Source organism: Candidatus Uabimicrobium amorphum (assembly GCF_009002475.1).
Classification (GTDB): Bacteria; Planctomycetota; Uabimicrobiia; order Uabimicrobiales; family Uabimicrobiaceae; genus Uabimicrobium; species Uabimicrobium amorphum.
Window position 1 is genome coordinate 4,094,599 of sequence record NZ_AP019860.1, and the last position, 20,907, is coordinate 4,115,505.

The window sequence follows — 20,907 nt, forward strand, 5'->3', positions numbered from 1 at the left end:
CAAGCCGTCATTCGCAGCTTGATCAATCCTTTACTTTATCTAGCATTCGCGGTATAATAAGAAAAAATCCAATTTCAGTTTTTTTTAGGAGAAATAGAAATTATCAAAATAATTTCTATTTGTTAGCTTATGAGTAAAATAAACACCGATTTTGATTGGAAACAAATTTGCAAATGGGTTATGACCTCACGCAAAATAGATGAGATAGAAGAGACAGAACTCTATCCACAAAAAAAAGTCTTGTATCAATTTTCTGCTCGTGGGCATGATTTAGGGCAAATACTACTGGGCTCTCTTCTTACGAATGCCAAAGATTGCGCAAGTGCCTACTACCGTTCGCGTCCTTTACTTTTGACTCAAGGGCTGACCATTGACGATGCATTTGCCGGACCACTTAGTAAATCCGGTGGATTTAGTGACGGACGCGATATTGGAGTTGTATGTAACCTCCCTTCGCAAGGTAAAGCAACGATAATACCAATGGCCGGTGATGTGGGATCTCAGTATACGCCGGCGATTGGTTGGGCGCAGGCAATCGAATATCGTCATAAAACTCTCAAAGATAGCAATTACGAAAAGGCAATTTCGGTTGTACTTGGAGGAGAAGGATCAGTAGCTACCAATGGTTTCTGGTCGGCCTTAACCATCGCCACAACCTTACAGTTGCCATTTTTGTTTTACATCGAAGACAATGGATATGCCATATCCGTAACTTCAGAAAAGCAGACACCTGGTGCAAACATCGCTAAAAATCTACAGTCATTTTCAAATTTGCACATCTTAAGCGGCGATGGTACAGATCCAGGCGAAGCTTCGCGACTCATCAAACAAGCCGTCGATGAAGTGCGTAATCGCAAAGGTCCTGTCCTGATACGTTTGACAGTGCCGCGTCTTTGTGGGCATTCTGGACAAGACACTCAAGCATACAAAACTCCTGAACTAATTGAAGAAGAACAGCAAAACGACCCTTATCACAAACTACGTAGTTATATTGTACCCGAATATATGAGTGAAAAAGAATGGAACACTCTTGAGGAAGAAACAGCTGCGGAAGTTCGTCAAAAATTGAATTTGGCACTAGAACGTCCTGATCCTTCGCCAGACGATATTACCAAACACTTATTTTTTGAAGACGAGGTACAACTCACTGGTGGATTAGCAGCAGAAAACCACGTGTTCCCAACAGCCACAGAAGTTCCACAAACAGGTAGCGCACGTATGAATATGCTAACTGCCATTCGCCAGACGCTGGAAAGCGAATTGAAATGCAATCCCAAAATGTTGGTTTTTGGTGAAGATGTGGGCCCAAAAGGTGGTGTTCACGCTGCGACAATGGGATTACAGCAAAAGTTTGGCGAAGACCGCGTTTTTGATACGAGCTTATCAGAAGAGGGAATCATTGGACGTGCGGTGGGAATGGCGCTCGCTGGGTTAATCCCCGTTGCCGAAATTCAATTTCGCAAATACGCTGATCCTGCAACAGAACAGTTAAACAACTGTGGTACAATTCGTTGGCGCACAAAAAATCGCTTTGCTGCCCCTATCGTTGTTCGTCTTCCAGGTGGCTTTGCCAAATGTGGTGACCCATGGCACAGTGTATCGAACGAAGTCATGTGGGTTCATGGACAAGGGTGGCAAGTTGTATGCCCATCCAATGCAGAAGATGCTGTCGGTTTACTACGCGCGGCACTACGTAGTAATAACCCAACGATATTCTTTGAACATCGCGCACTACTAGACAACTCTTGGGCACGACGTCCTTATCCGGGAGATGATTTTGTTCTTCCGATGGGTAAGGCCAAATTGATTACAAGTGGTAATGACATTACAATTGTCACATGGGGAGCAATGGTCGAGAGATGCGAAAAAGCTGCCAAAAATTATTCTGCGGACATCATAGACTTGCGTACTTTATCTCCGTGGGACAAAGAAACGGTAATTCATTCGTTAGATAAAACCAAAAAATGCCTCATTGTTCACGAAGATAACATTACCGCGGGCTTCGGAGCTGAAATTAGCGCCACACTTGTCAAAGAAGCATTTTTTAGTTTAGATGCCCCCATTGAAAGAATTGCAGTACCAAATATTCCCATCCCCTATAATATCGGATTAATGAACGCTGTAGTACCGAGTGTCGAAAAAATAACAAACGCTATAAAAGAACTTATTGAATTCTAAGGGGAAACTATGTCTAGAACAGTTCTCGTCACTATGCCTGAACAAGAAGGATCCAAATCCGTTGTTGAAAAATGGCTAAAAGCTCCTGGAGATTTAGTGGGTATTCACGAACCAATTGTTGAAATCAGTACCGACAAAGTGACCATTGAAATAGCATCTCCTGCCACAGGAGAGTTGTATAAAATCTTTAAAGAAGAAAATAGCGAAGTTATGCCCGGAGAAAAACTGGCAGAAATTCTTCTTTTTGGAGAACCTACCGTACGTACGCCCACTTCTCCTTTACAAAAAATTCAACGTGAATTTGAGAAAAAAGAACAACAGCAAGAATCTCAGGAATCTCAAGATAGCAAAACACTCTTAAGTCCTGCCGTAAGAAAATTAATACGCAAAAATAACATAGATGTTTCCAAAATACACGGTACGGGAAAAAAGGGCCGTGTAACACACAAAGATGTCATCGCATATATCAAAATGTCTGAAACACATCGCATACAAGAACCACCGATGCGCCCTTCTGAGACACTTTCAACAATGAAAAGTAAAAATGTACGACCAACAACAAAGTTAAACGTACAGGAACCACCACAACCCTCAGATAGTAAATTTGTACCTCACTCTCCCATGCGTAAGCAAATTGCCAATCATATGGTACAAAGTATGTTGCAGACCGCCCCTCATGTTACCGCCATTTTTGAGGCGAACATGACAAATGTCATTGCACATCGCAATGAAAACAAGCAAGCTTTCTCCGAACAAGGAGTCAAACTCACATTTACTTCTTACTTCGCGATGGCAACGGCTCTTGCGGCGCAAGCGGTTCCTGAAGTAAATTCGCGTTGGCACGATGACCGTTTAGAAATTTTTCCACACTGTAATGTGGGAATTGCTACGGCGGTAGATAATGGTCTTATCGTTCCCGTTCTCAAAAATGTGCAACATCTAAGCTTGATAGGTATTGCCAACGAACTACAAAAAATTACCCAAAAAGCACGTGAAGGTAATCTTGGAGGACAAGATATACAAGGTGGAACCTTGACGATTACCAACCATGGTGTTAGTGGTAGCTTAATCGCCACACCAATCATAAACCAGCCACAATCCGCCATTCTTGGTATTGGCAAGATGCAAAAACGCGTTGTGGTCAATGAAATAAACGGGCAAGACTGCATCCAAATTCAACCAATGATCTACGTAACATTAACAATAGATCATCGCGCATTGGATGGTTTCCAGGCAAACAAATTTTTAACTGCCTTTGTGAATATTCTGGAGAATTGGCAGTAGTTAGGCATTCGTCTTCAGACTTCACTTAAGTGTTTCTACTTTAAATTGGGTGCCCTCACCATCGTCTTGTAGATTTCAGCTACGCTGAAAGCAACAAGCCTCATGCCTCTCCCACGGGAGAGGCGTAACACGTCTTAATTTGTTTTTATTGTGTTATTTTGTGCGTATTATAATGACAACCACAATCAAACTTAGTAACACTTAATATTTGCCCGCAAATCAAACGAATTTTGTTTTTAACAAAAGAGAAGCATTATGCCTCTCCCGTGGGAGAGGCATGAGAATAGCAGATTTCAGCAAAGCTGAAACTGCTCATTCGATGGTGAGGGCACCCATACAAAGAAAAACTTAATACAAAAATGGAAAAAATAACAGGCAGTTGCCTATGTGGCGGCGTTGTATTTGAAGTACAAAAAATTACCGGTCCATTTGAACTATGTCATTGTAATAGATGCCGTAAGGCCACAGGTTCTGCATATGCCGCGATGGTCAGTGTCCATAGCAAAAATATACATCTTACCTGTGGAAAAGAGTTCATTGGCGTTTATGACACCCCTATCCGTGAAAAACCACCCGCGTACCGCTCTATTTTTTGTCGTAATTGTGGTTCCCCACTACCTGACTTCTTCACTCAACAAACCATAATAGAAATTCCTGCAGGTTTGCTAGACAAAAACTTCCATGTAAAACCTGATAAACACATTTATGTGGAATACAAACCTACATGGAGTGAAATTCACGACGCTTTACCACAATTCACGAAAAAACAAATAAAAAAGTGGCGCGAAAATTTGTAAGTTAATGGGGCGTGTTTTCGGAACTCGGATAGGAAAATTATCCCGGCAAAAGCACATATAAAATTTGGCCCATATGTGCTTTTGCAGGGGTTTTCTCTGTAGTTTTTCCTCAAGAAAATGAGAGAGGTACTTACAATGGATGTTGCATCTGAACTGTTGTGGTCATTGATAAAACGTTCCATTTCCATAAATAAACGTCTTTATCTTGTATGACAAACCGTACAACCAATTCGCGACCATACAACCAGAGGTGAATCATTTTGCAATGGTAATAACGCTGTATAAAGCCTTCCGCGAAACGATCCACATTTTCATATTGGTTTTTATATTTCTCGCTAAAATTTGCATACATTTCACAAGCTTTTTCTTTCTGTCCCGGGATAACTTGGCTTTCGAGGTAACACACCAAATCATGCTTGGCTTTTAAAAGCAAAGTGAAATAACAACACACGAGTGATAACAACACTAAAAGGAAACCAATAAAAACTTTATCATCATTCATTTTTACCTTTCCTTTGTCATCTATACATTTTTACGGTTAACGCTTAGAAAGTTCCACCTTGTGTTCTTTAAAAGTTTGACTATTGGAGAATAAAAATAGTCCAATACCAATCATTGCGAGGATAAAGGCCTTAGGCATCGAAAATAAATCATCGATTTCCTTATTGTCTTTCTTTTGGTCAAAATATTGCTGAACTTCCGCTTCTTGGGGATTTGTAGGATTGTAGTATACGGTAGTAACACCTGTCATTTGATCGGGGTTGCCAGGAAAAGCGATAGATGACTTTACCGTGTACTGTTGGCCGTCCACAATATAGCTTACCGTTGGACGATGAGATGACATCCCGTCAATCCTTTTGTTGTCACTTTCAATGTAAACGACTTCCCAATGTAATATATGACCAATAACCGGTTTATATGTATCCAATTTATTTTCAAATTCAGCTGGTGACGAGAATAAACTTGTCACACCCCAATAAATAAAAATGACCGCCATGATACGCAATGCTGTTTGCATAATATATACTCCACACCAAAGTAATTATTTTGATAATACTGCGAACATAACAGTATTATAATAACTCCCTACTCCAGCGTGAAACCAATGTCTTGCCATTAGTAAATATAAAGCTTAGAGGCCGCAGGTCCGCCAAACATACCGTAAACACAACGTATAGCGTATTGGTGCTTCTAATGACCAAGTTGTCTTAGTATTTGCTGCACATGATTTTGAAAATCGGCCAATTGCTTTTTATCACTGCGGTATATTACCGGTGGATGTTTTTCTAGATATAGATAACATCTCTTGGCGAAGGGATAGTTTTGCGCTTTCAAGGCCAATTGCCCTAAACCAAACACAACAACATCTTGCGGAGAAAGATGGCGTGATAACACATAATTATCAATTGATTTTTGGTATAGCTTTTGTCGAAAGTAAATATCAGCGAGGTGATTGCGAATCATGTATGGAGAGATTTCGAGATTGAGTAAATCTTCAAAGGTACGTTGATAAACAGGTAGATTGTTGCTCAATTTGCCGTTCATGATCCCGCGAACCAACAGCATATCCAAAACTGTATTTATGTCCTCGGAAAGCATATTCCACCATTTTTTTTCTTGTAAATTGGGCGTTTGCCCCAGGTAATTTTTATTCAAGCGAAATAATTGTCTCTCCCCAGAAACATACCACGGCGAATAGTGCTTTTCGATACTCTGAAATATTTTTTGCGCTTCACTGTTGTTTCCACTAAAAAAGAAAAACATTCCTTTTGAAAGTAGCGTTTCTGGCCAATGGTATATAAAACCATTTTGCCGTAAGATGTGAGAAATCCATGGATACCAGCGCGAAGAAGTCATTTGCAAATTTTGTAATTCTTTTTGTGCAATTGCGAATTGTTTAAGGTGAATGTACGACATGATTTGCAAACTTTTGAGTAGTGGCAAAAACTCTAAAAGTGGTGCATAGACATAAATATGCTCTTTTCCACTTTGATAGTCGCTTTCGCAATGCAGGCGATATTTTTCTTTCCAATCGTCATCAATTGCCCAAGTATTCTTGTCTATGTTACGCAGTATCGCTTTATTGCTCAAGCGATGATTTGCGCGGTTAAATTCATCGCGCAATTGAGGGGACAAAGAGTTGTCTTTGATCGCAGATGACACAGCAAATAATTTTGCACCTTTATTGGCCTTACTCCAAGCCTGTTCATAGTAATCGATACATGTCTTATACTTTTCCTCAATGCGCAAAACACGTGCATATGCTAAGTCGCGTAAAATACTCCACACCACTTGGCGAATATTATTGTCGGCAACGGGAAAAACACTGATAATTTTTTGCTGTTCTTTTTGCGCTTTTTCGCGCAAAGAGTGCCCAGGAAATTGCCACAAAATTTCGTTGGTGTAGTAGCGTGCGTGAATATACATTTTACCCGTCATGCATCTTTCGGCTAAACGCCACAATATTTCCGGAGTTTTTGGCTGGATGTGTTGTAAACTCAGAATTTCATCGCGTAGTACATGTGCCTTGTAATAACCATTTGCCATTTCAATGGCAAAACGATTCACTGCTGTTTGATCCCCGTTGTTTTTTGCCTTACGCATCTTACTTTCTAACCGTCCCACTTTACTCATTTGCGCGCGTACATTGCCAAGAGGTAACTCTTTCTCGTTGGGAAAATATAGCTCACCACTTTTGCGCGGTTTTTCCGTAGTAGAATACTCCTTGGTGTTGTTAAATGTTTTCGAAGGCTTCTCTGCTTGCGTCTTTACTGTTTTTGTTTGTGAATTACGCGTGTTTCGCTCCACAACTTCGGGCAGTTTACTAGAACGAGTGATGGTTTGCATCATGAAGAAAGATGTAACCACAATGGCAGATAATATGACAACAGCACTAAAACATACAAAATAAATATGACTACGATGACGCAGGCGTTTACCACTGCGTATTTTTTCCAAATCTCCCGCAAGCTCAAGTGCACTACTGTAGCGATTTTCCTTTCTCTTCGCCATCGCCTTTATACATACAATATCGAGAGAGGTCGGAACTGTTTTTTTAATTTCTGTGAGCAATTTGGGTTGTGCTGTGCTAATAAGGTGCATTGTTTGCTGAAAACTCTTACCAATAAAAGGAACTCGACCACTAATAAGTTCGTACAGTATCACACCTAGCGCATAAATGTCGCTACGATGGTCGACTTGTCTGGTTTTTCCCTGTGCTTGCTCAGGCGACATGTAAAATGCTGTACCAATCAAAGAACCACTTTTGGATAATTTCTGATCATCGGCGATTTTTGCTAAACCAAAATCGGTTATCTTTAGTACTCCATTTTTATCAAACATGATATTCGCCGGCTTTAAATCGCGATGCACAACGCCGTTTTTATGAGCAAAATCTACGGCCTTACACATCGTAATTAAAATATCTACAGATTGGCGAAACGACAATTGTTTTTTGCGCTCGTCTAAAGATCCACCTTCTAGATAATCCATGGTAAAATAAGGTTGCTGTGCCTCTTCTCCCATATCGTATATGGCAACGATATTTTCGTGACGCAACATCGCATTGGCTTTTGCTTCACGCATAAAGCGTTTGATGTTGACATCACTATCGGTATGAATCAGTACCTTCAACGCGACAAAACGTTCGAGTTTCGGATCCCATGCTTTGTAAACGTACCCCATTCCCCCTTGGCCAATTTTTTTCTCAATCGTATAACGTCCAAGTCGCTGTGGCTTTGCATGTAAAGTGGCGTTTTGTGCGTGGTGATTTTGAGCTGCTCCCAATAACATATTGCGTTGTTCATCTGAAATAAGATTTTTTTTCACTAAGATATCAACAAGCGTAAGATTATGTCCTTGCTGTTGTATTTGTTTTTGTAGACTAATGCACTGCGAAAGTTGCTGTGTGGTAATCATATTCATCGAGATCGCGAGTTGACCTAGTACAATGTCACTGTTTTCCATATCACTCTCACAACTATGGTTTTTTTCTCGGTTTGTATTTCTGTTCGTATGCGTATGCTATTTGCAGTAGCATAGCATCTTGATTTTTTCTGGCGACAAGAGTCATGCCTATGGGCTCACCACTGTCGCGATAACCTAAAGGAATACTAATTGCCGGATAACCACATGGTGCGTATACAAGAGTGAAATAGTTGCTCAAAGTTGCGAGTACATCGACATCGTTTTTCTCCAATAAGTCGTCAATAACTTGTCGGGTAATTTTGCGGTTCTCTTCCACTAGGACGTCTTGTTGCTCTTTTGTCATTTTACTTTTGACACTAGTGCGAAGAATTCCTTGCCCAAAAGGTGCATATTTTCGGGGTTGTTGATAGTTAAAACGAATAATTTCTTCTAAGGTGGTTATTTTATATTTTGTCTGTTGTAGATAATGCCCTAACTCTTTGGGAAAGTCATATACCATAACGCTATATGCATCTACGGCGCTAAGTTGTGGAGCTTTCAATTCAACCTCAACTATTTTCGCACCTGCTTCGCCGAGTGTCTTTTGCATTTTTTCGCGAAATGCCATGTCACCACTACGAAAACTTTTTTCGTACTGCTTTCCGTAAAGCACACCTATTTTTTTTCCGGCCAGTGCGTCTTTGTCTAGACCAATTTTGTCCATAGCCTTTTTCTGCATCGCCTGAAATAGAACAGAAAGATCGGTGGCATTTTGCGCCATGGGACCTGCGGTATCTTGCTTTGACGTAATGGGAATAATCCGGTCTTGGCTAACAACTCCCAACGTCGGTTTCAAAGCAAACACTGAATTTTGCGAAGCCGGATAAATAATAGAGCCACTAGTTTCCGTACCGACCGCGACACAACACAAATTTTTCGCCACAGCACTCGCCGAACCAGAGCTAGAACCTCCCACGTCAAATCGACCATAGGGATTTTGCGTCTGTCCACCTAATGTGCTAAAACCATTTGCCGAAGAAAAGGTCATAAAGTTCGCCCACTCGCTTAAATTGGTTTTGCCAAGTATAATAGCGCCATTTTCGCGTAAATGTTTCACTAATTCAGCGTCACGGTCGCTGTGAGCGTCTTTTAGCGCCGCAGCACCTGCGGTATTGTACATTTTACCCGCAACAGCAATATTGTCTTTCAACAACACCGGTATGCCATGAATAGGACTTCGATCTGTAGAGCGTTCCTTATCACAAAGAATTGCTTCTTCTAGCACTTCGGGATTTAGTTCTAGTACTGCATTGAGTTGTGGGTCGTGTGTTTGTATTTGTTTTAAATAAAATAGCACCAGTTGTTGAGAAGACAATTTTTTTTCGTCAAATAACTTTTGTATTTCATATATATTTTCTGCCGCGACAACTACTTTTTCTATGTGGCTGTCGTCTTTGCTAAATTTCTTAAGAGCTTCTACAAAAGGCGAAAAGTCTAAAACGCGAATACGCGGATAACTTGTTCCATATGTTTGGCGTTTTATTTGCTTGTTGATGTACCGATCAACCGATGTATCCGCGAACGCTTGAATAGATAAAAACACAAGTACCATGCACAAAATAACCACCAATATATAAACGATTTTCATTGTATTTTATCCTTGTGTGGGTAAAAGACTTTTTAGTTGTGGATTTTTTTGTAGAGCTTCGTCAAAACTTTGTCGCGCCTTTTCCATGTGCTCATTTTCATGACAGATCGTCCCACGAGTGAAGTAAAACTCGGCTTTAGGATTTAAAGTAATTGCGACATCAATTAGGGCAATTGCTTTATGAAAATCTCCCATTTGCGCGGCGCGCTTCGCATATATTTCGGCCAACTTTTCTTTTGCCTGTGGCATATTCACAGAAATCCACGGTAAACAAGTCGCAGAATCTAAACTAAGCGCCAACTGCACATAATCCATCGCGACCTCTTCATTTTGCGAATGAATCTTACGCGCATATTGCAAATACTTTTGGACATTGGTCTTATCGATGACCTTGCCTTTCATGTTGCGCTCACAAGTCGTCATGGTGATGGCAAAGTTATCGGTGTCTACATTCACCCCAAAGAGTTGACGACAGGCATAACGCGGCTTGTTCCGCAATGCGCTTAATATAGCTCCTCCGTGGACATCACGGCGAAAATTTAAGTCACCATACAATTCACTAAAATCGTCTTGCGGCGTTAGCCATCCAGGCGAATACGCGTAGCTCAGTTTGTTGGAGAAATCCCACAATTTAATTGTTGTATCGGTAGAACTTGACACAAGAACCTTGTCGCGCGGATGAAAAGCCAACGCAAAGGCATTGTCTATTTTAGGAAAAGATAAGGTATAGATTTGAATACCACTGCGCGCATCTAAAACGCGAATCTTACCATCACTACATATACAAGCGATCAAATGGCTATTTGGTAAAAACGAAAAACGCCACACCCACGCGTCATAACGAAATGTATGCAGAATTTTACCACTATCTGCATCCCAAATTCGCACCGTACTGTCTCCTGAAGCGGAAGCGATAAGCGATCCATCAGGACTAAAATATGCCTTGGAAAACCAATTGCGATGACCTTGCAAACGATGAATTGGTTCATAGTTGTTGGCATTCATCACCACAAGATCTTCACTAATCATGACAATTTTTTTGCCATCCGGACTATACGAAGCACAAAAAAATGGCAATTCCTCTTTGATATTTTTCACAACTTTGCGCGCAGCAATATCCCAAACTTTTACCGTCGAATCGTAACCAGAGGAAAGAATATACTTATTGTCGGGAGAAAACTCTACTGTGGCAACAATGGCATCATGGATACGAATGGTATCTAGTAGTTGGTACGTTTGACAATCCCATATTTTTATCGCATAGTCATATCCACAAGTCACCAATTGACTTCCGTCCGAGTTATAATCAGCACACATAACCTTCGTTCCGTGATTTAACTCCGCCTCCAACGATAGAGAAGGGTACGACCATAAATAGAGTTTGCCACTTTTATTCGCAGAAACAAATTCATTGCCATCAGGACGAAATGCAATTGTGGTGATAATGTCCTTGCTGCGCGGAATTTCACTGAGTATTTCTTGGCTGCTCAAACTCCATAGGCGCAACACACCTAGTTGTGAAATAGAAATAATTTGAGAACCATCGGGGTGTAAAGTAATTCCTTGGACCCCCTCGCAGTCCGCCATAAATTTACGAATGGGCTGACGACGATGAATATCCCATAAAATAATTTCTCCATCCGCGGCTCCCGAAACAAGAAGATCTCCGTGAAACTCTAAAGATGTTACGCACGAAGAGTGCCCGGCAATTTTTGCCAACTGTTTTTGCTCCTTGATATCGTAAAGCAATATGGTATTTTCGCGGGAACCAATAGCAACAAGCGAACCATTGCCGTTAAAACTAATCGCGGTTAGCGGTATGTATACAGTGTCGCGCACATGTAGCGCGTCTTTTTCGGTCTTGACTAATTTCGCTGTTGTTTGTTTGGCTAAATCCCACGAAACAACACGTGTTTTGGCAATACACACCAACTTGGTACGCCCATGAAAATCCATAGAGGTGACACTGTTGTTATGTTGTAAAACAGCGGTATTTTTATTCTGCGTATAATCGTACACCTTCGCCGTTTTGTCCAAAGACGACGAAGCCATTAGTTCGCCATCTTCACTAAACTTAATCGCGGAAACAATCATCTCATGCTGCTGTATCCTACGTAGTAGTTTACCGCTGTAAACATTCCATAAAAGAATTTCCCCCTGGCAATTTCCTGCGGCAAGTATCTTTTTATGAGGATGGAAAGCCAATGCGGTGGTGGAATGGCCATCGTTATCTTCATGTTGTAATCTACGAATAAAAGAACCATCGTAAACATTGTATAAACTCACACTTCCGGCATCACCCGCTACTGCGATAATTTTTCCGTCAGGATGTACAGAAATCAAATCCACTGTCGTCATATACTGGGCGGTTTCTTCAGGAATATTGATAATTTTCGAGGTACGAACATCTCCTACAGATGTTTCCCATACGAGCCCCATTCCATAGAGAGCACTGCGCACAATATCAAGCGCATTTTTTTGTAATGACTGCATATGCTGTGGATGTTGCTGCACAATTTGTAGTGCTTCCCCCCCGAGAGCTCCCGCTTCGCGCCAGCGATCGTTCATTAATTCTTCTTTGGCACGTGACAACAAAATGTGTACAGATTTTTCAGCAATGTTGTAGTTCGCCTCTTTTGTTTCGAGCAATTGAGCATACCAGAACGCCGAAGCCAATAGTAAAATCACAACGATCGCCGAAATTGCCTTATTGCGTTTTACCCATTTCCAAGATTTTCGCAAACTTGTGTCTGGCTTCGCCTTGATCGGACGATGGTGCAACAAATTATCGAGATCATCACGCAAATCCTTCACCGTAGCGTAACGGTTATTCGGCGACTTTTCTAGACACTTAAGACATATGGCTTCGAGTTCGATGGAAATATCGGGATTCATTAACCTTAGCGGGACAGGATCTTTGTAATGCAGTTGATAAATAATGTTAAAGTGATTCTCCCCTTGAAAAGGCGGTCGTTTCGTCAAAGCTTCGTACAACGTTGCGCCAAGCGAATACACATCGGTACGCACGTCGACAGGTGCACCATCGGCTTGTTCGGGAGACATGTATGCCGGTGTTCCCATTTGTTGTCCCGTGCGCGAAAGTTGGTCATCGGCGTGGAGAATTTTCGCCAAGCCAAAGTCCATCACCTTTGCCGTGGTTTTATTTTCGATCATAATGTTACTTGGCTTGATGTCGCGGTGAATAATCTTTTGTTCGTGGGCGTAGTGAATCGCATCGCACACCTGCATAAACAAACGCAAAATGTCTTGCACACTGACATTTTCGCAGGCATAATGTTCTTTAAAAGGACATCCCTCGATGTAATCCATGGTGAAAAAATTACGTCCGTCATGTTCACCAATGTCATGAACACAGATAATATGCGGATGATTTAGTTTAGCGGTGGCACGCGCTTCACGCATAAAGCGATTGCGACCTTCTTCCGTATTTAAACTGAGGTTTAATATCTTAAGAGCTAAAGTGCGGTCAAGAACAGGATCGTAAATTTTGTAAACATTTCCCATCCCTCCCGAGCCTATTTTAGATTGCAATTCATAACGCCCAAAAGAACTCTCACTATCATGAGCGCTCGAAATCGTAATAGGTGGTGTGCTGACAACTGTTTCATCAGAAAAATTGGTTCGCGGCTCACCATCGACAACCGTGTTTTGTTCAGAAACGCCGACGACGGTCTGTTCCTCCATACTGGCGAAAACCGTTTTTTGCTCTTCGTCCTCGGAAGCGTTTTCTTGCTCTTTGACGTCGAAAACTGTTTTTTGTTCTTCGTTATCGAAAACGTCTTTTTGAGTTTCACTATTGACCGCAGTAGACGGTTCCACAATCTTATCTTCATTGCCTACAATAGATTCATCTCCAAGTTCTTGCTCTTCGACACCAGCAAGCTTCGTTTGCAACAATAAATCACCGATCACGGTCAAAAAGTCATCTTCCTGAACGTAAGATTCATTATTTTTTTGTAATTTTGCTAAAAACTTAACCGCTTGAGAATTTCCCGGATCTATCTCCAAAACCTTTTGAAAACTGTCATAACTTTTTTGATACAGTTTACATTTAAAAAACAATGCACCTTGTTTACAATAGAACTTTGCTTGTGGTTCTATTGCAATCATTTGATCAATGATTTTAAGTGCTTGTTGCCAATTATGTTCATTCACATATTTGTTATATTCTAATTTTAAATTTTGAATTTCCTGACTCATCACTTCTCCCACAAGCAAGTTTTATATTTATTTTTTCCAAAATGCAGGGTGAAACAAAATCACAAACGTATAAATTTCTAAACGCCCAAACAACATACAAATCACCAAGAGTAATTTTCCTAAATCGGGAATTACCGCGAAGTTCATTGTCGGACCAACTTCTACAAAACCAGGTCCAATACTGTTTAGAGTTGCCGCAGTAGCAGACATCGAAGTTAACATGTCAAACCCCATCGCGGAAATCACCACGCTCACTATGGCGAAAATCACAACCCACAAACAAAACAATCCAATAATATTATTCACCACATTGTCTTCAATGACAACTTTACCTAAACGGATCGGACGTACAGCTTGTGGACGAAAAACGCGTTCTATCTGATTAAAAATATATTTAAAAACAATGACCCAACGAATGACTTTAAAACTTCCCGAGGTAGAACCAGCACACCCCCCGACAAACATGAGTACAAATAAAATGAGTTTACTAAAACCCGGCCATTTGTCAAAATCTGCGGTCCCATAGCCTGTCGTTGTTTGAATCGACACCACCTGAAACAAAACATCGCGAAAATTTTTCGCAATGTTATGACTGAAGTTTAGTGTTAAATCGACCATAATAAAAGTCGTTGCAATCACAATAATCAATATGTAACTTTTAAATTCGGTATCTTTCCAAAAAATATTGCGTTGCCCGGTTAAAAAATAATGATACAGAGAAAAGTTAACACCGGCGAGGATCATAAAAATAATGAGCACTATTTCTATGGAGATACTGTTAAAAGCGGCCACGCTTGTATTCTTTGTAGAATAACCTCCGGTGGCAAGTGTCCCAAATGTGTGGCAAATAGAATCGAAAATAGTCATTCCACAACAACACAAAGCCACAGTTTCAATGACTGTTAAACCGATGTAGATTTTTAACAAAATGAAAGCTGTTTCGCGAATTTTCGGTTTTAGCACTTCAGTATGCGGACCGGGCACTTCCGAGTGAAACAAGGCACGTCCACCAACTCCCAGGTGTGGAAGAACAATAATAAAAAGTACAACAATTCCCAAACCACCCAACCAGTGCGTTAGTGAGCGCCAAAACAATAAGCTTTGTGGCAAAGCCTCTATATCACTTAAAACACTTGCTCCTGTCGTCGTAAATCCCGACACAGATTCAAATAAGGCGGATAAAAATGTCGGTATGTAGCCGCTTATGTAAAAAGGTAGTGCTCCAATAATTCCCGAAACAATCCAAATAACAGAAACCAGTAATAAACCTTCACGTTTGGTAAATTGATTTTGCCCCGTACATTCTTTTGTGTATTTTTTACTTAGGGTTCCCAAAGCAATCGTCGCCAATGCAACCCAGCCAAAAGTGTTTAGCATACCCCATTCACGAGCATAAATTCCCCACAACATCGATGGCACAAAACAACAACCAAAAAAAACCAAATACGCCCCCAAGGTGTGAATAATTAATTTAAAATTCATTTTTAGATCCTTAATGCCTACCGACCAAATAATTTCTGTATGGCATCTATATGCTCACCTATTGTAAAGATCACCACCATGTCTCCCACTTGAATATGATCACTTCCTTTAGGGACAAACACTTCTTCTCCACGTTGAATAATGCACACAAGAGTATTTTCGGGCAAATTGATTTCTTGTAGCGTTTTTCCTTTGAGTGGAAAATTTTCCGTGGTATACATCTCAATGAGATGCGCATCTTCAAAACGTCCAAGGGTGTGCGTTAGTACATTGCCGTTACCAATAAATTCCAAAATACACTGTGAAGTTTTGTTGCGCGGATTCACAATATTGTTAATTCCAAGTCTTTGCAGTACGCGATTGTAACGATCGTTGTCAATAACCGAAATAACCTCTTTAACTCCCATATCTTTGGCCAGTAACGACGCCACGAGACTTGTTTCAACTTCTTTGCACGCACTGATAAAGTAATCGGCATTTTCAATTCCTTCTTCGTGAAGAAACTTATCATTGGTGCCATCTTCATTAAACACAGTAATATCTGGTAGCGCTGCGGCCACCTGTTTGCATTTTTCGGGATCTTCTTCAATGAGTTTTACTTCGATTTCGTGCATTGACAACAACTTGGCAACTAAAAACCCGATATGCCCTCCTCCCAAAACAAACGCAGTTTTGTGTTGCGAAAAAAACCACCCCTCTTTTTTAGGATCGAAAACTCCACCCATATGTTCGACCACTTCCGTTTTTCCGATAATGTAGAGAATATCATCTTCTTGAATTTTATAATTTCCACGCGGAATAGTTAACTTGTCATCACGTACAACACCACTTACTAGAGTATTTTCTGGAAATGGGATTTCATTTAAGATGTAGTTTTTGTATTTAAAATTTCGACTAACGCGAATGGTTTTTACTTCAATATTCCCATCGGCGAGAGTCTCTACTACCGAACTTTTTAATTCTTTTGTGTAACCAATCACATCTAAAGCAGCTAAGATTTCAGGACAAACAATTAAGTCGATTCCCATTTTATTGCGGTACAATGTCTTGTGTCCTCTAAAGTAAAAATCTTGACGCAAACGTGCTATGGTGGTCGCGACTCCGACATTTTTTGCTAAAAGGCAGCTCAGCATATTCGCTTCGTCATTATTGGTTGTGGCCAAAAGTAGCTGACAATCTTGAAGTCCCGCCTTCACCAATACAGATAAGTCTGCCGCATTGCCTTGTACCGACTGCACATCACAAACTTCTTGAATATGAGCCAATTTATCTTTGTTAGTATCGACAATGGTAACATTGTTCCCCAAACACGAAAGTTCTGTTGCTAGATGCAATCCTACAGACCCCGCCCCTAAAATAATAATGTTCATTTTTCTTTCTTGTCCTCTAAATAAGTAACTGCATTTTTTAATCCGTTTAGCGTCAAATCTTGCATGTGAAAAATTTCGGAAATGGCATCTAAAGTAGAGCTTTGATAATACCAATATTTTTTCTCGATAGGGTTTAACCACACCGTATATGGGAAAGTATCGGCGATTAAACGCAACCAATCGATACCAGGAATAGCATTTTCCACATAATAGTTGATGGCTCCATAGGGAGAGAATAGCTCACTTGGGGCCATATTCGCATCCCCGACAATAAAAAGACGTATATCCTTATCCTTTTGAAACAGGCTATTCAAGGGAACAAAATTGCGATGTTGCACATCGCTGTAAACCCCTTCGTAAATGCAATTGTGAAAATAATAAAAGTCTAAATCCTTGAATTGACTGCGCATTTTAGAAAAGAGTAAACGCACAAGTCGCACATAAGGCGTCATGGAATAACCACCGTTATCCATGAACAACACAACTTTTAAACGATCGCGAAGTTCGCGTTTGAACACAAAGTCAATTTCACCACCATTTTTGCATGTGCGGTATATGGTTTCATCTACATCCAATTCATTTTGTGGACCAACAGGTATCATGTGTTTTAAAGTCGCAAGTGCCTGACGAATATTTTCCGCTCCCAACTTGGCGTCCTGTTTGTAGTTGGTATAACGGTTTTGACCTAACACTTTAATGGCCGACTTATTTCCTCCCGCTCCATGGACGCGAATTCCTCCTTGGGCGTTACCGGAATGTCCCCATGGCGAAGTTCCACCTGTTCCAATCCAACGATTTCCACCGTGGTGTTCTTCCTGCTGCTTTAACAGCGTTTCCCAAAATTTTTGCAGCAACTCATCCAAAGGCATATTGTGTATGGCTTGTGGAGAAAGATTTCCTTCCTCTATTTGTTTGTTTAGCCAATCCTGAAAAGGTTTGCTCGTAAGAAATGTATCCACTTCAGGGATTTGCAAACGATCTATTTGGCCTAAAAAATAAGCGGCAAAAGCTCTTTCGAATGCATCGAAATGTTCGACTCTCTTCACAAAAATAAGTCGCATGACGATAAATAAGCGGTCAAGGTTCGTTACAAGCCCTTTCTCCCACGCGGCAAAAAATTCGATAATGAACTGAAAGCTGATGGGAACACCACATCTACGGAGTAGTTGAAAAAAATCAATAAACATTTTATCTTCTTTGCCTCTTAAAACGCAGAATATCTTCGGTTCTTTTCAGTAAACTTCCCAAAAACGCTATCTCTCCATCGTTCTCTGGACTTTTCATTCCCTGTTGTTGTAGGGCACCAAGCCAATCGAGAAGCTCTGCCGTCGCCGGTGGTTTTTCAAATCCTTCGCGACGTAGTTTGTAGAAAACATCTGTAGAGCTTTGTAATAGTTTTTTATCAATATCTGGATAGTGAAGTTTCACTATTTTGCTGATTTCATCTGATTGAGGAAAGGGGATAAAATGGCAAAAACAACGACGCAAAAAAGGATCAGAAAGTTCGCGCTTGGCGTTACTAGTGATAATGATAATGGGCTTATTTTCGGCTTTTACACAGTGATTAATTTCACGAATAATAAACGAATTGTCTTCGAGTACATCCAGCAAATTGTCTTGCGTGTCGCTATCGGTTTTATCAATTTCATCTAACAAAAGAACGCGGCGTTTTTCGGAGCGAAACGCACGACCGATGGGGCCAAAACGCAAATAATCCCAAATATCGCTGATGTTTCTTCCGGTATCTCCTGTACCAAAACGCGAATCATTTAAACGAAGTACTGTGTCGTACACATAACAAAGTTCTTCGCCCTTAAAAGTTGATTTACAGCGCGCAATTTCCATCTCTAACCCTAAAGTCTTTGCGATTTCAAATGCAAGTTGTGTTTTTCCCGTACCTGCTTCACCGGAAAGTAGTAAAGGCTTTTCCATAAGAATGGCGATATTAACTATTTCTTCTAATTCGGGATTCAAATAGTAACGATCCGTGCTAGTAAATTGCAAAATATTCTCCTCAATAATTAAATTTCCATTTTTCGTTGCGAAGGTGTAAGTCTTTTACATTAGCAGAGAGTAAATTTTCAAAACGCGGTTTCATTTCCGCAATCGAATCTCCCCCAATTTTTTGTTGTAAAGCATTTGCTAAAACAATAGAAAGCATGGCTTCTGCTATCGGTACAACGCGCGGGAGTGCGCAAAAGTCGCTACGCTCATATGTTGTAAGCTCGGATTTTCCCGTCGCGAGATTTACCGATTGAAAACCGCGAACAACGGTAGAAATTGGTTTCATCGCAATGCGCACAATGATAGGCTCCCCATTGGAAATACCACCTTCCACTCCTCCGGCACGATTGGTCTTACGCACCACACGTTCTTCGTCGTTATGCAAAACAATTTCGTCGTGAACTTCACTACCACGTTTTTTGGCATTGTCAAACGCACTACCAAATTCCACCCCTTTTATGGCAGGAATACTCATAAGAGCTGCGGCAATTTGCGCATCGAGTCGTCGATCATATTGGACGTAAGTCCCCAAACCAACAGGAACATTTATGGCAAAAACCTCAACAACTCCCCCCAAGGTATCTTGCGCTTTCATAGCTTTTTTTATATGCTCCTCGATCTCTTCCACTTGCTCCTCATTGGGGCAACGTACGGCATTTTTTTCCGCCACTTCTAAACATTGTTGTAACGAAAACGGTGGCATTTTCACTTTCACACCGCCTAATTGCACAACATAGCCACCAACAGATATCGAAAATTCACGTAAAAGTTTTTTACATATCGCACCTGCCGCAACGCGCATTGCTGTTTCTCTGGCACTGGCTCTTTCCAACGAATATCTCAAATCAGGATAACGATACTTAACGGCTCCCGTAAGGTCGGCATGCCCAGGACGCGGTGTCGTCAAAGGCGCAATTTCGCGATCTTGCCAGTTTTTGTAATCGCGATTTTCGAGTAGCAAAGAAATCGGGCCACCCGTTGTCTTATTCTCGACAATTCCCGAAGTTATTTGAATTTGGTCCTTTTCGATACGCATGCGTCCGCCACTACCAAAACCTTTTTGGCGACGTCGCAAGTCATAATTGATATCCGAAGTTGTAATGTGAAGACCTGCCGGAACACCTTCGATAATAGCCGTTAACATCGGCCCGTGGCTTTCTCCGGCGGTAAGTATGCGAATCATAATATCATTACTTTCTTTGTGCAACAAGAACACCATCATGTATGGCATTTATAAAAAAATCGTAGTCCGTGTCTTGTGTAATCAAACTAGTACTTTCGCGAATCGCTTCGGTGCAACTTTCACGGATTTCTTCATCAAGTACACGCCCCGCCCACAATACATTATCATAAATATACAACCCTCCACGACGGATTCGCTGTTTCACAAGTTGCCAAATTTCTGGGTACTCTTGTTTTTCTCCGTCGTTGTAGATAATGTCGAAGTCCCCTGAAGTTTTATTGAAAACCTCTTTTGGTGAGCCGAGATGATATTCTACTTGTTCCCATTTTCCGGCTTTTTTTAGATACTCCTCAGCTTTTTTGATATTACTATTCGCTAGGTGATCACTACAAATCACTTTGCCACCTTCCACAAGCGCATTTGTAAACCAATATGCCGAATATCCAAAACCACTGCCAAACTCAAAAATTCGCTTTGCACCGACGCAACGAGTGAGAACTTGCAGCATACTGCCAATTGAGCGTCCAACAACAGGGAACTTTTCCTCTTCAGCGAATTGTTCCATTTCCGTAAGAACTTCGTCGTTATATTTTTCTAAAACTTGAGAAATATAACTTTCGATACGCCGATCAACTGGTTTTATAAATTCACCCATTTACTTTCCTTAATAAAGTGTAAAAACTTTAGACATGGTTTATTGTATAATCTATTACTGTGTAGCTCAAGCAAGTTTATTTCCTACAAAGATGGAATAACATATTTTGATATTCACGACAAAATGCGTGAGAATAGTTACAAAATATTGACAATTTCGCAAAAATATCATATTTTAAT

14 protein-coding genes are annotated in these 20,907 nt (G+C 40.8%); 3 read left to right on the plus strand and 11 right to left on the minus strand.

The genetic code is table 11. The features are described 5' to 3' along the window. Positions 1–129: 129 nt before the first annotated feature. The 3 genes from UABAM_RS14765 (at position 130) to UABAM_RS14775 (ending at position 4,259) form a co-directional block, all read left to right on the plus strand. Positions 130–2,178 carry an alpha-ketoacid dehydrogenase subunit alpha/beta gene (locus UABAM_RS14765; protein ID WP_151968775.1) on the plus strand — a complete coding sequence of 683 codons (2,049 nt, stop codon included), beginning with the start codon at positions 130–132 and terminating at the stop codon, positions 2,176–2,178. A gap of 9 nt (positions 2,179–2,187) precedes the next feature. Beyond that, entirely contained in the window at positions 2,188–3,462 is a 1,275-nt protein-coding gene (locus UABAM_RS14770; protein WP_151968776.1) for a dihydrolipoamide acetyltransferase family protein, read from the plus strand. A 359-nt stretch (positions 3,463–3,821) separates the two neighbouring features. Next, a complete protein-coding gene (locus tag UABAM_RS14775) occupies positions 3,822–4,259 on the plus strand; it encodes a GFA family protein (RefSeq protein ID WP_151968777.1) in 438 nt (145 codons plus the stop codon). 130 nt (positions 4,260–4,389) lie between these two features. On the opposite strand, the gene UABAM_RS14780 is transcribed toward UABAM_RS14775, so the two are convergent. The 11 genes from UABAM_RS14780 to UABAM_RS14830 all read right to left on the minus strand — a co-directional run bounded on the left by UABAM_RS14780 (position 4,390) and on the right by UABAM_RS14830 (position 20,728). Further along, complete coding sequence (locus tag UABAM_RS14780) at positions 4,390–4,761, minus strand: hypothetical protein (protein WP_151968778.1); 372 nt, start codon at positions 4,759–4,761, stop codon at positions 4,390–4,392. 36 nt (positions 4,762–4,797) lie between these two features. Beyond that, on the minus strand, positions 4,798–5,277 hold the full coding sequence (locus UABAM_RS14785; protein ID WP_151968779.1) for a DUF3592 domain-containing protein: 480 nt from the start codon (positions 5,275–5,277) through the stop codon (positions 4,798–4,800). 173 nt (positions 5,278–5,450) lie between these two features. Beyond that, a complete protein-coding gene (locus UABAM_RS14790) occupies positions 5,451–8,225 on the minus strand; it encodes a serine/threonine-protein kinase (RefSeq protein WP_151968780.1) in 2,775 nt (924 codons plus the stop codon). Between the two features lie 13 nt (positions 8,226–8,238). Further along, positions 8,239–9,813, minus strand: coding sequence for an amidase family protein (locus tag UABAM_RS14795; protein WP_151968781.1), 1,575 nt, complete (start codon positions 9,811–9,813; stop codon positions 8,239–8,241). Between the two features lie 6 nt (positions 9,814–9,819). Continuing rightward, positions 9,820–14,034 carry a WD40 repeat domain-containing serine/threonine protein kinase gene (locus UABAM_RS14800; RefSeq protein ID WP_151968782.1) on the minus strand — a complete coding sequence of 1,405 codons (4,215 nt, stop codon included), beginning with the start codon at positions 14,032–14,034 and terminating at the stop codon, positions 9,820–9,822. Between the two features lie 27 nt (positions 14,035–14,061). Beyond that, a complete protein-coding gene (locus UABAM_RS14805) occupies positions 14,062–15,516 on the minus strand; it encodes a TrkH family potassium uptake protein (RefSeq protein WP_151968783.1) in 1,455 nt (484 codons plus the stop codon). A 17-nt stretch (positions 15,517–15,533) separates the two neighbouring features. Next, the gene (gene trkA, locus UABAM_RS14810; protein ID WP_151968784.1) at positions 15,534–16,886 is read right to left on the minus strand and encodes a Trk system potassium transporter TrkA; all 1,353 of its coding nucleotides are present in this window, start codon (positions 16,884–16,886) and stop codon (positions 15,534–15,536) included. Continuing rightward, complete coding sequence (locus tag UABAM_RS14815; RefSeq protein ID WP_151968785.1) at positions 16,883–18,073, minus strand: hypothetical protein; 1,191 nt, start codon at positions 18,071–18,073, stop codon at positions 16,883–16,885. The genes trkA and UABAM_RS14815 overlap by 4 nt, the downstream gene beginning before the upstream one ends. Before the next feature lies 1 nt (position 18,074). Next, a complete protein-coding gene (locus tag UABAM_RS14820; protein ID WP_229759404.1) occupies positions 18,075–18,890 on the minus strand; it encodes an AAA family ATPase in 816 nt (271 codons plus the stop codon). Between the two features lie 10 nt (positions 18,891–18,900). Then, positions 18,901–20,070, minus strand: coding sequence for a chorismate synthase (gene aroC, locus UABAM_RS14825; RefSeq protein ID WP_152022013.1), 1,170 nt, complete (start codon positions 20,068–20,070; stop codon positions 18,901–18,903). Between the two features lie 10 nt (positions 20,071–20,080). Next, on the minus strand, positions 20,081–20,728 hold the full coding sequence (locus tag UABAM_RS14830; protein WP_151968786.1) for an O-methyltransferase: 648 nt from the start codon (positions 20,726–20,728) through the stop codon (positions 20,081–20,083). Positions 20,729–20,907: the final 179 nt, after the last annotated feature.

Bases quoted from the DNA above. Each gene is read 5' to 3' on its own strand.
- UABAM_RS14765 (WP_151968775.1), top strand. From the start codon at position 130: ATGAGTAAAATAAACACCGATTTTGATTGGAAACAAATTTGCAAATGG.
- UABAM_RS14770 (WP_151968776.1), top strand. From the start codon at position 2,188: ATGTCTAGAACAGTTCTCGTCACTATGCCTGAACAAGAAGGATCCAAA.
- UABAM_RS14775 (WP_151968777.1), top strand. From the start codon at position 3,822: ATGGAAAAAATAACAGGCAGTTGCCTATGTGGCGGCGTTGTATTTGAA.
- UABAM_RS14780 (WP_151968778.1), bottom strand. From the start codon at position 4,761: ATGAATGATGATAAAGTTTTTATTGGTTTCCTTTTAGTGTTGTTATCA.
- UABAM_RS14785 (WP_151968779.1), bottom strand. From the start codon at position 5,277: ATGCAAACAGCATTGCGTATCATGGCGGTCATTTTTATTTATTGGGGT.
- UABAM_RS14790 (WP_151968780.1), bottom strand. From the start codon at position 8,225: ATGGAAAACAGTGACATTGTACTAGGTCAACTCGCGATCTCGATGAAT.
- UABAM_RS14795 (WP_151968781.1), bottom strand. From the start codon at position 9,813: ATGAAAATCGTTTATATATTGGTGGTTATTTTGTGCATGGTACTTGTG.
- UABAM_RS14800 (WP_151968782.1), bottom strand. From the start codon at position 14,034: ATGAGTCAGGAAATTCAAAATTTAAAATTAGAATATAACAAATATGTG.
- UABAM_RS14805 (WP_151968783.1), bottom strand. From the start codon at position 15,516: ATGAATTTTAAATTAATTATTCACACCTTGGGGGCGTATTTGGTTTTT.
- trkA (WP_151968784.1), bottom strand. From the start codon at position 16,886: ATGAACATTATTATTTTAGGGGCGGGGTCTGTAGGATTGCATCTAGCA.
- UABAM_RS14815 (WP_151968785.1), bottom strand. From the start codon at position 18,073: ATGTTTATTGATTTTTTTCAACTACTCCGTAGATGTGGTGTTCCCATC.
- UABAM_RS14830 (WP_151968786.1), bottom strand. From the start codon at position 20,728: ATGGGTGAATTTATAAAACCAGTTGATCGGCGTATCGAAAGTTATATT.